The organism is Lewinella cohaerens DSM 23179 (assembly GCF_000379805.1).
Classification (GTDB): Bacteria; Bacteroidota; Bacteroidia; order Chitinophagales; family Saprospiraceae; genus Lewinella; species Lewinella cohaerens.
In genome coordinates this window covers 159,569-174,074 of sequence record NZ_KB903535.1, presented here as the reverse complement: position 1 = coordinate 174,074, position 14,506 = coordinate 159,569, and the positions used below count along the sequence as shown (strand labels likewise).

General features: G+C 44.4%; 11 protein-coding genes. 6 read left to right on the top strand and 5 right to left on the bottom strand.

The annotated features are described in order from the left end of the window. A complete protein-coding gene (locus A3EU_RS0106520; protein WP_020535329.1) occupies positions 1 to 696 on the top strand; it encodes a lysoplasmalogenase in 696 nt (231 codons plus the stop codon). Positions 697 to 898: 202 nt separating this feature from the next. Here A3EU_RS0106520 and A3EU_RS0106515 read toward each other — a convergent pair whose 3' ends face one another. Next, a complete protein-coding gene (locus A3EU_RS0106515) occupies positions 899 to 3,664 on the bottom strand; it encodes a T9SS type B sorting domain-containing protein (RefSeq protein ID WP_020535328.1) in 2,766 nt (921 codons plus the stop codon). 294 nt (positions 3,665 to 3,958) lie between these two features. Here A3EU_RS0106515 and A3EU_RS0106510 point away from each other — a divergent pair, with 294 nt between their 5' ends. Beyond that, positions 3,959 to 4,591, top strand: a complete 633-nt coding sequence (locus tag A3EU_RS0106510) for a superoxide dismutase (RefSeq protein ID WP_020535327.1) — start codon at positions 3,959 to 3,961, stop codon at positions 4,589 to 4,591. A 377-nt stretch (positions 4,592 to 4,968) separates the two neighbouring features. Here the strand turns inward: A3EU_RS0106510 and A3EU_RS0106505 are convergent, their stop codons facing one another. The 3 genes from A3EU_RS0106505 to A3EU_RS0106495 form a co-directional block, all read right to left on the bottom strand. Further along, positions 4,969 to 7,221, bottom strand: a complete 2,253-nt coding sequence (locus A3EU_RS0106505; RefSeq protein ID WP_020535326.1) for a T9SS C-terminal target domain-containing protein — start codon at positions 7,219 to 7,221, stop codon at positions 4,969 to 4,971. Positions 7,222 to 7,356: 135 nt separating this feature from the next. Then, a complete protein-coding gene (locus A3EU_RS0106500; protein ID WP_020535325.1) occupies positions 7,357 to 8,742 on the bottom strand; it encodes a hypothetical protein in 1,386 nt (461 codons plus the stop codon). Further along, complete coding sequence (locus A3EU_RS0106495) at positions 8,739 to 9,275, bottom strand: RNA polymerase sigma factor (protein ID WP_020535324.1); 537 nt, start codon at positions 9,273 to 9,275, stop codon at positions 8,739 to 8,741. Before A3EU_RS0106495 ends, A3EU_RS0106500 begins: the two co-directional genes overlap by 4 nt. 212 nt (positions 9,276 to 9,487) lie before the next feature. Here A3EU_RS0106495 and paaI point away from each other — a divergent pair, with 212 nt between their 5' ends. The 3 genes from paaI (at position 9,488) to A3EU_RS0106480 (ending at position 11,520) form a co-directional block, all read left to right on the top strand. Beyond that, entirely contained in the window at positions 9,488 to 9,922 is a 435-nt protein-coding gene (gene paaI, locus A3EU_RS0106490) for a hydroxyphenylacetyl-CoA thioesterase PaaI (RefSeq protein ID WP_020535323.1), read from the top strand. Positions 9,923 to 9,967: 45 nt separating this feature from the next. Then, positions 9,968 to 10,936: an LIC11966 family surface protein gene (locus tag A3EU_RS0106485; protein WP_020535322.1), complete on the top strand. Its 969-nt coding sequence runs from the start codon at positions 9,968 to 9,970 to the stop codon at positions 10,934 to 10,936. Positions 10,937 to 11,088: 152 nt separating this feature from the next. Further along, positions 11,089 to 11,520, top strand: coding sequence for an HAD family hydrolase (locus A3EU_RS0106480; RefSeq protein ID WP_020535321.1), 432 nt, complete (start codon positions 11,089 to 11,091; stop codon positions 11,518 to 11,520). A 113-nt stretch (positions 11,521 to 11,633) separates the two neighbouring features. Here the strand turns inward: A3EU_RS0106480 and A3EU_RS0106475 are convergent, their stop codons facing one another. Beyond that, a complete protein-coding gene (locus A3EU_RS0106475) occupies positions 11,634 to 12,545 on the bottom strand; it encodes a TIGR01777 family oxidoreductase (RefSeq protein WP_020535320.1) in 912 nt (303 codons plus the stop codon). 161 nt (positions 12,546 to 12,706) lie between these two features. On the opposite strand from A3EU_RS0106475, the gene A3EU_RS0106470 reads away from it, so the two are divergent. Next, positions 12,707 to 14,497 (top strand): ABC transporter substrate-binding protein, encoded by a 1,791-nt coding sequence (locus tag A3EU_RS0106470; protein WP_020535319.1) that lies wholly within the window; start codon positions 12,707 to 12,709, stop codon positions 14,495 to 14,497. The last annotated feature ends 9 nt before the right edge of the window (positions 14,498 to 14,506 follow it).

Below are 14,506 nucleotides of genomic sequence, written 5' to 3'. Positions count from 1 at the left end.
ATGCCAAATCGTATCCTACTTTTATTTTATGTTTTGCTTAGTGTAGTTCATTTGGGAGTGGAAGAACTGCAAATAGAGTGGCTGATCCTACTTACCAAGCCATTGTTGGTTAGCATATTGGCTTTTTGGTTTTGGAGAACGACAGGGAATAATACTTCCCGCTTTTCTAAATTCTTGTTGCTGGGCTTAGCCTTTTCTGTAGGAGGAGATACCCTTTTGATGTTCGTAGAGCACGGTCCGCGATTGGAAGTCTTCTTTTTATTAGGGTTGGGCAGTTTTCTGCTAGCCCAATTGTGCTATACTTACGCACTATGGACGTACCCAAAGGTGAGAGAAGGAATAATATTCCGCAAACCCTGGATTGCTATACTCTTTTTAGGCTACCTCGTTTGGATTTTGACGACCTTATGGGCAGGTATTCCTGGGCCAATGCGCCTGCCTGTGGGAGTATATGCCACAGCCATCGTTGCTATGGCTATCGCGGCAGCAAACCTTTATGGACGTACTTCGTCAAATATCTTCTGGGGTTTCTTTGGAGGTGTGTTGCTCTTCGTGTTATCAGATACTTTGATTGCGCTGAATAAGTTTGGTGAACCGATTGCTGGTGCCCGTTTTGCCATTATGTTTACCTACTTGTTAGCTCAATATTTGATTGCTGTTTATGGTAGTCGATTACCACTAACAACTAACTCCTAGCAGTTAATTAAGATAGAACACAGATCAAGCGGATGAGACGGATTAACACAGTTTTTTTAAGAAAAATAAAATTCTATGTCAGTCTTCTTTGAGGAATAGACCTTTCGCACCTCGCACCTCGCACCTCGCACCTCGCACCTCGCACATTGAAAAGTGTCCGCTATCCCTCCCCTGAGGAGAAGGTTCAACTTATATTAGTATCCTACGGCGCCCCTTTCAATAACTCAATATAGCCACTCAATAGCTCGGGGACAGGGAGTATACCTTCCACGCGTTGCTCGAATATTCGACATCGATAGAAGTAAGTCCCTGATTCGAGGGCATCGCCCTTCATATTGGTACCATCCCAGTTGAGTGCCGGATCTTTGGTTTCAAAAACGAGGCCACCCCAGCGGTTGTATACTTGGAATTCTACCTCAGCGATAAAGCAGGAACGTGTAGGGACAAATAAGTCATTCTGGCCATCGGAATTTGGGGTGAAAGCATTGGGCAGTTCGTAAACGGGACAATTGTCCACGCAAACGATGTTGCTTTGCGCGCTTTCATTACCCACCGTATCCACGGCTGTGACTGCATAACAACCTGCTATTGTACCACCAGGTTGGTGGATAAACTCAAGGATGTTAGGATCATCAACTGTAGCGATCAAACTGAAAGGAGCATTGACGACAGGAGCATAGTAGATGTTATAACTGTCTACATCTTCAAATTCCGGACAAAGGGTTAGGGCGCTTTCCCAAACGAGGTTGTTTTCCAATACTTCTATGTCATCACAGCTTTCGCTGAAATCACACAGGTTTGTAACCGTTAAGGCTGGTGGACAAGGAGGAACATTATCGAATGGTGTACTGCATACCCGTTGCGAACGGTTAATTAGTGGAGATGGAACACCATCAATATTATAAGTGCCAGCACTTCTGATGACATAACAGTATTCTACCAAGTTCATTAAGCCTTCGTCGCGGTATATCGGATCAGATACGGTAGTCAACGAATCCAAACCACCACTCGTGTTTTCGCGGAAGATAGTATACTCGAAGTTTTCCCAAGGGACAAATTCATCCCAGAAAAGGGTGTTAACTCTATCCGACGGTGTCGCATTTAGATAGATCGAACCTCCTACGGTACTAGCTCCTAAAGGCATCGTTTCTCCATTGACATAAAAATTGATGACGTAAGTGTACGGCTGATCTACTGTGTTCAGGCTGATATCTGTAAAACAAGTATCAGTGGCCAGCGCAAAAGTAGGAGCGGTAACACTGTTGATTGGTGTGAAGTTATTGATATCCTCTGTATGGCCAGGAGCGCGTAATAATTCGTAAGTATAGGGGCCCATGTTGAGGGTGGTATCCAAATCTGCAGGATCAGGTTTGGTCCAGCAAACATCAATGACACCATTGTTAAGGTCAGTGGTTACTACATCTGCCTTGATCAGTAGAGGGACATCCCTTCCCAATTGCACGCAAGATTCTTCGGAAGGTAAACTTTCTACAGGGTTATAGAAGAATAAACCGTTAGCAGTGCGTCGGGCAAAATTAGCGAGTATCCGATAACAATACGTCTTTCCTCTTTCTACATTACGGTCTTCAAAGAAATAACGTCCATCCACAATCTGCTGGATCGTATCTGAGGATATTTTGGTATAGCCACGCCCAGCTAAGCCTGTCACACAAGTGTCTAGTGGTGATTGATCTGAGTTGATCCGCCGCCAGACGGAGAATCCTCTGAAGTAGTCGTCTTGGGCATCTTCACAAATGTAAGGTGACTCCCAACTGACGTTGATGACTGGTCCTTCCGCAATAGCCTGTACATCTTCAGGAGGTGGTCCGACAACTTTTATTCTCACTGTTTTAAGGGTGGCGAGCCCGGTTGTATCACCGAGGAAATCGTCTACAGCCCTAAATACCACATTGTAAGGTTGACTGGAGATATGCTCGCAGGTGGTTTCCCAGCGGAAGTTTTTGACCAATGGATCATCAAAATACGCTTCGGATGGAGGTGTGAATTGTGCAGGGCTAATACTCGTGTTTAATGGAGCTCCGTAAGCCAGAAGCCTTACCCTTTGATCCGTATCGGTAAAAGGAGCAGTAGCAATAACATCGAAGTCAATAGTGGTGCCAGCGATGACGCATATTTCATCAAATTCGGTAACTACCAAAGGCGGTTCATTACTACAATCCTCGACGATGATTTGCATATCCCGCACCATGGTGTCGATGATCTGACCATTACGGTACGAATAAATATTGATAGCGATATTGTATTCACCAGCCTGAGTAGGGGTGTCCCATACTAAATCTCCCGTTAAGGAATTAATGGACATGCCATTGGGGAAGAAAAAATTGGGAACGGGATCATTGGGCCCTTGTTTGGGCACCGCTAATTCGTAAGAAAGACTGTCTCCGTCAATGTCGTAAGCACCAGGATTATGGGTGAAAACCTCGCCAGTACAGGCAAAGTCTATAGGAGGGACCTGTAAGACAGGAGAGTTGTTGCATCCCGAAAAGACGGGGTTGAAAAGAGAAAAAACGTTCTCGACATAAAACGGAATACTAACCGAATTAGGGAAGTTTACATTAAGTACCCCAGCATTTCGGTTAGGGTCCTCAAAACTGATGGTATATCTTGATGGCCCCGTATAGGTATGGGTAGCCATGTATATGTTGAACTTAATGTCATTTTCGAGTCGCTCGCCTTCAGGAGGGGTGCCAGCGCCATTCATCCTTGCTACTCGTTCACAGTTGTCATCGCCCCAGCAGATGGTAAGAGAATCGCGATCAGCATCTACACTAGAGGTTTTGGTGTAGGTAATAATAGTAGCCTTCACGGTTAGGCCACAATTGCCGTTAGCATCAGGGATGGTCTCCACAATGATTTCTCCAGCGCGATTGTGAGTAGCCCAAGCAGATGGTGGTACACAAAAAAGGAGTAGAGTCAGGGAGAGTAAGCGGATTATCGTTCTCTTCATAGGTCGCGGTATTGCGTGGATGAGGACAAAACTATTTTGGAGCTTTAGTATGTTACTTAGCAATTTAAGCAATTCTATACATAGTTGCCGTCTTATAGCTTGCAAATAGTAAGGAGGAATGCCAAAAGCGAAATATCTTTACTGGACAAACGATTAGTCTTAGTAATTAGTTTACAGAAAAACGGGGAACAGACCAAAGGGTGTCATTAGCCGTAGGTTCTACTAAACAATTACCTTAAGATGACTGTTTGAAAAGAAGAAACTAATTTTATACACCAAAATTAAAGGTACACTATGGCCTTTCAGCTCCCAGATTTATCTTACGCTTACGACGCATTAGAGCCACATGTTGATGCGCGTACAATGGAAATTCATTACTCCAAGCACCATGCCGGTTATACCAATAAGCTCAATGCAGCTATCGAAGGTACAGACTTGGATGGTATGAAGATTGAAGAAATTTTAGTGCACGTTTCTAAACACAGTATGGCTGTGCGCAATAACGGTGGCGGTTATTATAATCACAAACTCTTCTGGGAGGTGATGTCACCCGATGGCGGAGGCGAGCCCAGTGACCGCACGAATATTCATAAAGCTATTGTCCGTGATTTTGGCAGCTTTGCGAAATTTAAGGAAGAATTTTCGGCAGCAGCTGGTACTCGTTTTGGTTCTGGTTGGGCATGGCTGTGTGTGAGTGGTTCAGATCACTTGTTTATCACTTCCACCCCTAATCAGGATAATCCCTTGATGGATGTCGTTGAACAGCAGGGGACGCCAATCCTGGGCTTGGATGTTTGGGAACATGCCTACTACCTCAATTATCAGAATCGTCGTCCGGACTACGTAAACGCTTTCTTTAATGTCATCAATTGGCAGGAAGTTACAGAGCGTTTCAATGCAGCCAACAAAGGTGCTTCTGATTTGTAAGCAAGGTTGATTAATTGACAGCAAGCCCCGAGGCCTTTCTCAGAAGGTTTCGGGGTTCGTTGTTTAAAGGCCTGTTATTGTCTAGTTAAATAAAGTTTTTCTATTGATAAGGAACTAAAAATGTGCTATTTTAGTTATGTATTTACCCCCTGAAATATAATCCATTGAAAACGAAGTAGCTCTCGATAGAGGTGCTTCATAATCTTTATCCCCATGATCATCTTAGGAATACTTTTGCTGGTATTGCTGATGTTCAATTTTCAACCTCTGAGACGAGAAGAACGTTGATTCAGCCCAGTATTTAAAACACAAAGGCAGCGCTTCCATTCCGGAAACCGCTGCCTTTCTACTTTATGCTAATTAAGAATATCGTCTACTTAACGAAGTAGTACAACATCTCCGCGTTGGCTTGTGCTCCTTGCTATTCCATTTTCACTCACAGTGTATTGAATCATCCAAACGTAGGTGCCTTGCCGTGCCAAGTCTCCTCTTATTTTACCGTTCCAACCATCGTTGGGGTTGGAGGATTGGTAAACCTGACTCCCCCAACGATCAAATACCTGCATCTCATAGGCTTCTAGAGAGCAGTGACTCTGAGGGAACAGTCGGTCATTGACACCATCATTATTCGGGCTAAATACATTGGGCATGTAAACGGTACATATCTCGCATTCGGCAATCTGTATGGTGTCGATAACGGTTTCACAAATAGAGCTGACAGTGATACTGTAATCTCCGGGCCCAAAGATCAGACGGCGTGCTTCTTTTGCGCCATTTTCCCATTGGTAATCAGCGAGGACTTCGGTGCTCGCGTCCAATAAGAAAGGATCCTCAGGGCAGAGGAAGGTGTCTCTCCCTAGTTCTGTGGTAATGGGGAGTAAGTAATCGATAACAACCGAGTCTACGAGATCATTGCAGGCGGTGGAAATGGTTACTCCGTAGGTATTGGGAGTTGTAACAACAAAACGATCCTGTGTACTTCCATCCTGCCATAAATAAGTAGCACCAGGAATACCTGGCTCAAGGATGAGGCTGTCATTGGGACATAGTATTAAATCTTCTCCCAGATCAAGCATTGGGTCAACAAGGAAAATGGCCGCAAAATCCGCTTCGTAGACTTCACAAATGGTTGTCACCGTGAGCGAAAAATTATTGTCGGCAGTAATATCTCGTTGAGGTAGTGTGCTTCCATCTGACCATTGATAGGTTGCAAATGGGCGCTCTATATTAATCGTGAGGGTATCGCCAAGGCAGAGTACATACTCATTCGCTAGATTTAGATTGAGTGGCGGTACATAGGTAATGTTAATCGCTTCTTCCACAACACCACATCCATTTTCAACAGTAACAGCATAATCGCCTGTTGTCGTGACGGTATAGTTAGTAGCACTACTGCCGTCTTGCCAGTTGTAGAAAGCTACACCATTATCGGCATCCAACAATGGAGAAGTTCCGGGGCAAATAATTTGATCAGCACCAAAGTTAACGGTAGGAGGAAATTGTTGTACAAAAACCTCAATGGCATCTTCTCCAAAACCGCAATCATCGGTAACGGTCACACTATAGACTCCCTCGTTGGTGACAATGAGTGTGGGGTCGGTGGAGCCATCCTCCCAAAGAAAGGTATTGCCGCCGGAAGAGGCATCAAGTACGAGCTCGTCGCCAGCGCAAACCAGACTAGTGTCTTGGCCTATGTCAATTATTACCGGTAAAGGTACATCAACGGTAAAATTGAAAGTAAAAGATTCTGCCTGATTGTCGCAAAGGTCGAGTAAATCCCCAGGGCCAGTCGGATCAATGGTGAGCGTGTAATCGCCCATAGACTGTATGGGGGGAGAAATAGCTAGCCTAAAAGACTTGGCCTGATTACTCCCCGAAATACAGTCTGGAGAACTGGCATCAAGCGTATAGGGGCCTCCCGGGCCGTCTAATTGGAAAGCATTATCATTGATACTGTTGCAGAGTAAAAATTCATTGAAAGAGATATCAATGGTAGCGTCTCCACAGCTTTCGGGCAGTTGGGTAATGTCTTCGACTAGCGGAGGAGTTTGATCAAATACACCTAAACCCGTACTTTCACTAAAATCAAGGCTATAACCATCATTAGATCCTGTCCAGTTGCTGACCATGAGAACGTAGGTGTTACCAGCACTCATAGGCACCAATGCATTGATGGGGCCAGTACCCCCACATCCCCCTGGCACCCAATTGCCAATACCACTAGCCGCACAACCGGTTGGGCCATGGCAGCCTGTGCCGCCAGCAGCATTACAGCTTACGAGATTAGATGCGGTGAGGTCATCACAATCGCCATTGGTAAGGTCAAAAAGTGCCCAGTCGTAATCATCATTGAAATTATTAGGCGTAATTAAGAAGCCTAGCATTCCATCCTCATTGGCGGTAAAAACGTACCAAATGGAATTTAACTCTCCAGCGGTACAGGTTTCGCCATTAATAATTTCATTGCCGATATTACCATCTCCAGAAGGAGACTGGCTCTCTGAATACAGATCCTGGCAGACAGGTACGGCTCCTAGGCAATCCTGGATAGTAGGTTGAGCAATAAGGAATATCGGAGTACTACTTAGTAAAAGTAGTACTCGCCAGAAAGGACTAAGGTTGATTTTCATACTGGATTGGATTGTGCTGCGCAAATTACTAAGAATACAGGATAGCAAGTGTAAGGTGGCAGAATTGATGCCACTTTAACATAAAAATAGGAACTAGACCTAATTGCAACGTAATTTAAGCAGGCCAATGTAAACCTACAAACGCATTCTCATTCCCAGCTGTAGGCCAGTCATCCAGTAGTTTTGTTGTAAATCATATTCTGAGCTGCTTAGCGCTCTTGGATAGGATTTGAAATAAGGCTCAGCAACTAAACTATAGCGGCTGTGCAGATTATAAGCGATACTTATCCCTGCATACCAAGCGGCTGTAGCACGCCGATCAAAGATAGGTAAGACATCCCGGTCACCTTGCTGGCCAAATTGAATTGGTTCTTGTGTTGCAGGAGAGTAGATTGCTCCTTTTGCCCCGAAATATAGATTAAGGTATGCTCCCGCATTTACACCTACCCGGAATTTACCCCATTGTTCTTCATAACCGATGAGGAGGGGAACTTCGATGAAGCGCAGACGATTGCGATGCTGTTCGTTATAAGCTTCGGTATAGATAGTATCTACACCAATGACTTCTCCATTAGGGCCAAAAATAGTAGAGACATCCATCCTGCTACCTACTTCAAATGTAAAGCGATCATTGATCTCCGTATACATTAAGCCAGTTCGCATACTAAGCCCTACATTAGACACTGCGGCTAAACGGAAGCCACCACTATAGGAGATGCTAGAAGACTCACTTTCCTTGCGTTTGTTGAGGTGGCTGATACTTTCGGGCGTCTTGGCCTGAAGTGTTTGTTGAGCGTAAGCTGGCCCACCTAGTACTTCAAGGTCTAACCGGAAATAAGGATTAGCAAAGCGGGCACATCGAGGGGCATGATTGGTGAAAAGCTTTAGTTCTGTTTGTTGTGCAAAAGCTAAGTTTTTAGCAGGCAGAATATCGACCACTTGGCTGCGAAGACGTTGGTGAGGTCCAGCAATACGAAGTGAGTTGTCTTCTTGTAAGTCGGTGGTGCTTTCTTCTAGTACCTCTACCGTCTGTTCCTGACTGGTAGCAGGTAGTTCTAGGGCATTAGCTACTTGGTTTTCTGGAGTTACCTTGTTGACTTTTTGAACATGAGCAACTTTAGATACTACTGGTGTAGTCGTTCGTTGTTGATTTTGACCACGATTGATTGTAGGCGTTGTTGCCGGTACAACCAATGATGTGTTTACCTGTTCGTCGGCATTCTCGCTGTTGGGAATTGGCGCTGAAGCTTGGTCAGAAAGCTGATTAGCCAAGGTTGGGCTAGCAGACAGGCTGGTGTCTTCCAGCGGGAAATGGCCAAGTTCTGGTGCAGAAAGTGGCATTAGGAGGATAGCCAACAAGCCTAATGTAGTAGTACCTGTAGCACTCCAGATGACCATCATCCGGCGACGTTTCTGCTGACGTGCTTTGGCAATGCGTTCCCACATATTGTCAGGCACGGGTGCGGAAGCATCCCGGAGGTTATTCTTGAATAGTTCGTCTAGCGGATGTCGCTTACTCATACGGCAAGGCGTTGCAATTTTTCCAATTGGTTTTGTAGCATTTTCCGAGCTTTTACCAGCTGTGATCGAGAGGTGCTTTCTTTAATTTCAAGCATCTCAGCAATTTCTTTGTGGCTATAACCTTCAATAGCATACAGATTAAATACTACCCGATAACCCTCAGGTAAGTGGGAGATCATTTTCAGAAGCTCTTCTTCCCCCAGTTGTGCGTAAGCAACGGGTTGAATTGGTGTTTCTGGAAAATGCTCAACGGCGATTTGTTCATTTGTAAAATACTTTCGTTGATTGTGCTTTAGTGCAGTATTAACTACAATGCGGCGAATCCAACCTTCGAAAGAACCTTTAAAAGCAAATTTGTCAAGATTGTCAAAAACTTTGACAAAAGCTTCCTGAAGCATATCTTCGGCTTCGAGTCGATGTCGGGAATAGCGCTTGCACACGGCCATCATCTTGCCAGCGTACAGCTCAAATAACTGCTTCTGGCAATGGACGTCCTCACGTACGCAACCTTTAATCAACTCTTTTTCCGTCATTTGACGTCTTGGTGAACAAACACCATTTTAGTTAGAGATACCTTAAACACCACCGACGCTGCCTGTACTTTGAGATAAAAACAGGCCAGGGTCATCTAATTTAAGGACTTTCCTTTAAAAATAGGCATTAAAACCTAAAAAACCATTTAGCTACTTGTTAACGGAGAAGAAACTATTTCTTCTTTCTGAAGACTGAAAAAGTAAAAACAGCCATGGAACATAAAATGTCAGCCGAAGAAATTGTGAGGCAAATGTTGTCTAAAGATGCATTTAGTAATTGGTTGGGAATTGAGGTGTTAGAAATAGCGCCAGGGTTTAGTCGTATTCAGATGGTCGTTCGCCCTGAAATGGTTAATGGCTTTGGGATTGGACATGGGGGAATTAGTTTTAGTTTTGCTGATAGTGCTTTTGCTTTTGCTTCGAACAGCCGAGGACAGCATGCTGTTTCCATTGATACGGCGATTAACCACCTCGCGCCTGTACAGGTAGGGGACGTTCTTGTTGCTACGGCTAAAGAGCAACACTTGGGTAGGCGATTGGGCCACTATCAAGTAGAGATCAGAAGGGAAGCGGAAGAGCTTGTCGCTCTTTTTAAAGGGGTTGTGTATCGAAAAGATCAAAGCTGGGGCGCAACTGAAAGGGACTAAATTCGTTTAATAAAACAGAAAAATGTCATGTTAAAATACTCGTGTATGTTTCGAATTTTTATGCTTTGCCTATTCGGCCTAGGGAGTTTTAGCGCAAACGCTCAACAGAAGATTGATAATCCTGCTGTTTATTTCGATTTTTTCAATCAGGAACATAGTGGCCTGGCTCAAAAAAATATGGAATACCTGCAGTACGCAGTACACAGCGATGATCTACAAGTGATTGCTCAAAAACGATTAGCACTATTAGAACAGGTTCAGCAGTCGCAGATGAAAATGGATCAATTGCCTGATTTTGAATCCGATGCGGGGTTAAAATCAACCATGGTCGAGGTCCTGAAGACTTATGAAGAGTTGTTTGAGGTAGGGTTCCAAGAGGTAGAAGCACTTAAACTAAATGCTCAGGATGGTTTTTTACAAATGGAAAAGTACTTGGTAGCTCAGACGGCAGCAGAGCGAAAAATGGCGGATGCCAGCGCTAAACTGCTAGAGGCACAGCAGCAGTTTGCCCAAGCCAATAATATTTTATTGCAAATGGAACCTGGTTCCGTAACCGAAGCGCAGCAGTTGAATGCCTTAAATGAATACCAACGGAATATTTTTCTTCGGAGTTTTCGGGTAGGTAAGCTAAATGCCCGGTTTCTCCTGGAAATGGAAAAAGACAGCCCGGATAATATTGATCAACTACGCCAGCAGTTATTAAAGGCAGCGACGGAAGAAATTGCTGAGTTGAAGAGAGTTGGTGCATATAATGGAGATACCGGTTACCGTGATGCTGCTGTAGAACAGCTTGAAGTATTGCAGGTTTTGGCGAGGGAAGATTACCCCGCTTTGGTGAGGGTAAAAACTAAAGGAGATCAGTTGACCCAGGAAGATGTTGATGCTTATAATACGGCCATCAGTAAGGTGAATACACAGTTGAATCCAGCGTCTGAAAAGATAAATACGGCTTTACAGAACCTCTTGCGCAATAACATTCCCAAACCAGCAGTGAGGGGCGTAAAGCAGATCTGATTTTTTGACTTATGGTGCTTCCTGAGCCGTGAGTGTGTAAAAAATACACTTAGATGCCGTAAAACGACACTTATTTTGCACCATTACATAGAGTTAAGTCGTTGAATAATTGCTAGTTTTGCATTTTGAACCAAAGGAAAACAATTTAGATCATGGCTGATCAAAAACAGGAACTGGAAGTAGCGTTTAACGAAAAAGGAGACACGATTAGTCCAGTTTTACCAGAAGGCGTAAAGAATTTCTTGATTGATATAGATGGTACCGTTTGTGATGATATCCCAAACGAAGAGCCGGAAAGAATGGGCACCTGCTTGCCTTATCCCGATGCTTTGAAAATCTGTAACAAGTGGTATGAGGAAGGTCATTTTATTACCTTTTTCACTTCCCGTACAGAAGAGCACCGTGCTATTACTGAAGAATGGCTCAAGAAGCACGATTTTAGGTACCACGGACTATTAATGGGCAAACCAAGAGGAGGTAACTACCATTGGATTGATAACCATATTGTGCGGGCGACCCGCTTTAAGGGGAAGTTTACCGACCTGGTTGTAGAAAACAAAGAAGTAGAAGTTTTTCGCTCGTAAATAATTACGCAGCTTAAAGCAAAAGTAAGATCCCGAGTTTCGTGCCTAGCGTGAGATTCGGGATTTTTGTTAGGTAATGGCCTAATCGTACCAGTACGATTATACGATTGCGGCTACCGTTTCGCCAATAAGTCTTGCAAAGCAGGGATAATGCCTGGGTGCTTAAAAGTGAAGCCGCTTTTAGCCAATTTTGCAGCAGAAACTTTGCAGCTGTCAAGGATAGTGTGCGACATTTCACCCAAGACCAAGCGTAGTATGAAAGCTGGGGCTGGAAGTAATAAAGCCGGCTTTTTACTTGCCGTAATTATCGCTTTCGCCAGTTTTTTGTTACTTACGGGGTTGGGAGCTACGCCATTGTACACGCCTCTGAATTGGTTGTCGTTTACGCCTTTTACAAAAATACGGCAGATGTCATCAATATGTATCCAAGAGTACCATTGCTGTCCGTCGCCAAAATAAGTAGAAACAAAGAGGTTTAGTGGGAGTAACATTTTCTGGAGTGCTCCCCCTTTTGGCGAAAGCACAATACCAGTGCGAACGATCAGGGTTGGCATGTTCAATTCGTCGGGTATTTCCTGAATAGCTTGCTCCCAAATAGACACTGATTTTGAAAGAAAACCATTTCCTGCTGGGTCACCTTCTGTAATGAGCATTCCCTTACGGTCTCCGTAATAACCAATAGCGCTTCCTGCTAAGTAAGCCTTGACAGTTTGGCCATGTGCCGCGATACCTGTTTTTAATAAACGGGTAGATTTGGTACGACTATCAATAATTAGTTGTTTACGCTGATCGGTCCAACGAGCATCAGCAATACCTGCTCCGGCAAGATTGATGACATGGGTAACTCCACGAAAAGCAGCCTCGTCGTAGGTTGCTTGCTGTACGTTCCACTGATAAGTGGGATAGCGGGAATCACGCTTGGTAGATCGGCTAAAATGACGCACTTCATGCCCTTCCTGGCTGAGGAGTTCACTTAGCTGCATTCCTATTAGTCCGCTACCTCCGGCAATTAAAACAATAGCCATATTTCTTGTTGTTATGTGGTGCAAGTGAAACAACAACTACCGTGGTGTGTTCATCTGTCTAACAATCTTGTTTGCTGCCTAATCCGGTCGGTTGGCTAATTTGTCAGGCTTGCGAAAAAAAAAGTTCGTATTTTCGGGGCGAATCACAACAACATCCAGACATGAACAGATTTCTGAATATCCTTAGTAGTCTAATGTTTCTTCTATTGGCAGGAGCGTTGACCTATGGTTGCGGCAGCTCTGACGAAGCTCCAACAGGTCCAGTATTTAAAAACAATGACAATACCTTGCGCGTGCGATTGGCTTCCGAGCCAGATCGTCTAAACCCTTACTTGACGGTAAGTGGTTACGCAAGACCTGTTTACCAAGAAATATTCCTCCCTTTACTAGAGTATAACCATGAAACATTTGAGCCTACGCCAGCCTTGGCTATTGGCCGGCCAGTGATAGAGGAAATCACAGATGGAGCTTATGCCGGAGGTATGAAGTATACCTATGAGCTCAATGAATATGCGACGTTTAGTGATGGGAAACCACTACGGGTAGAGGATGTTATCTTCTCTTTTAAGCTCCTTTTTAACCTTAATATTGCCGAGGCTGGACCACATCGGAACAGTTACCTGGCTGTGGCTGATGTTGTACCTGATGCTGAGAACCCTCGCAAGTTTACCGTTTTTGCTAAAGAGAAGTACATTCTGGCAGAGGACTCTTATAGTGGAACCAATATTTATCCAGAGCATATTTTCGACCCCGAAGGTTTGATGGCTGATTATCAGATCGCTGACCTTATTGCCAATGGAGAGGCACTGGCCGAAGAAGCTCCAATGCAGCAATTTGCAGAGCAATTTCGTTCTGCACCTTTTTCACGTGATGCTAGCAAGTTGATAGGCACAGGCCCCTACTTGTTCAGCGAATGGGTAGATGGTGATTATATAAGTATGGTTCGTGACCCGAATTGGTGGGGGGACAAAGTACCTGGCGGCCACGCTTACCTCCATGCTTATCCGGATAGTGTAGTTTTTCGGATTATTCCAGATCAGACAACGGCTGCCAATGCGCTTAAAAACGAACTGATAGATGTAGCACCTACGCTTGACGCAAACACCTTTGTAGAATTACGTGAAAACGAATTTTTAAAGGAGCGTTATGATTTCCTGACGACAGAGACCTTCAATTTTTACTTTGTCGCGATGAATAATAAAAATCCTTTGCTAGAAGACAAGCGCGTACGTAGAGCGCTGGCGCATGTATTAGATGTACAGATAATTATTGATGCCGCTTTTGCCGGGCTAGCAGTACCAGTACCCGGGCCAGTGGCTCCATCGAAAGCACACGCCAATAAGGATTTGTCGTTGGTAGGAAAGGACATCGAAAAAGCCAAAGCTTTGCTCACAGAGGCCGGATGGGAAGATACTAACGACAATGGTATTCGTGATAAAATGATTAACGGAGAGTTGGTAGAAATGGAGATGGAGTACTTGGTGAACCCGGGAAGTATATTTGCTTCTACGCTGTCGGAAGTTATGAAAGATGGTGCGAGCCAGGTGGGTGTTGCTATTACAATTGTACCACGCGAGCCGCGAGTAATGGTAGGTGAAGATTTAGCCAGTCGCAACTATGCCCTTTATGGTTATGGTGCGGGGGGGAACCATTTGTTAGATGACTTCATGCAACTTTGGCACACCTCCAGTAATACGCCACGGGGTAGCAATCGCTGGCAGTTTGGTAATGCAGAAACAGATGCGCTGATAGAGAAAATCAATGTCACCATTGACCCTGTGGAAAGACATCAGCTTTATCAAGAGTTTCAGCGTATTGTCTACGATGAGCAGCCCCTTATCTTTTTGTTCTCTCCGATGGAGCGGCTAGTCGTAAGCAAGCGCTGGGAAGGGAACGTTTCGCAATTGGCACCGAACTATATTTTGCGGGACTTTAAGGTTATTAAGAAATAGCCCTAACTA

Coding starts and splice junctions, on each gene's coding strand:
- A3EU_RS0106520 (WP_020535329.1), top strand. CDS start 1: ATGCCAAATCGTATCCTACTTTTATTTTATGTTTTGCTTAGTGTAGTT.
- A3EU_RS0106515 (WP_020535328.1), bottom strand. CDS start 3,664: ATGAAGAGAACGATAATCCGCTTACTCTCCCTGACTCTACTCCTTTTT.
- A3EU_RS0106510 (WP_020535327.1), top strand. CDS start 3,959: ATGGCCTTTCAGCTCCCAGATTTATCTTACGCTTACGACGCATTAGAG.
- A3EU_RS0106505 (WP_020535326.1), bottom strand. CDS start 7,221: ATGAAAATCAACCTTAGTCCTTTCTGGCGAGTACTACTTTTACTAAGT.
- A3EU_RS0106500 (WP_020535325.1), bottom strand. CDS start 8,742: ATGAGTAAGCGACATCCGCTAGACGAACTATTCAAGAATAACCTCCGG.
- A3EU_RS0106495 (WP_020535324.1), bottom strand. CDS start 9,275: ATGACGGAAAAAGAGTTGATTAAAGGTTGCGTACGTGAGGACGTCCAT.
- paaI (WP_020535323.1), top strand. CDS start 9,488: ATGGAACATAAAATGTCAGCCGAAGAAATTGTGAGGCAAATGTTGTCT.
- A3EU_RS0106485 (WP_020535322.1), top strand. CDS start 9,968: ATGTTTCGAATTTTTATGCTTTGCCTATTCGGCCTAGGGAGTTTTAGC.
- A3EU_RS0106480 (WP_020535321.1), top strand. CDS start 11,089: ATGGCTGATCAAAAACAGGAACTGGAAGTAGCGTTTAACGAAAAAGGA.
- A3EU_RS0106475 (WP_020535320.1), bottom strand. CDS start 12,545: ATGGCTATTGTTTTAATTGCCGGAGGTAGCGGACTAATAGGAATGCAG.
- A3EU_RS0106470 (WP_020535319.1), top strand. CDS start 12,707: ATGAACAGATTTCTGAATATCCTTAGTAGTCTAATGTTTCTTCTATTG.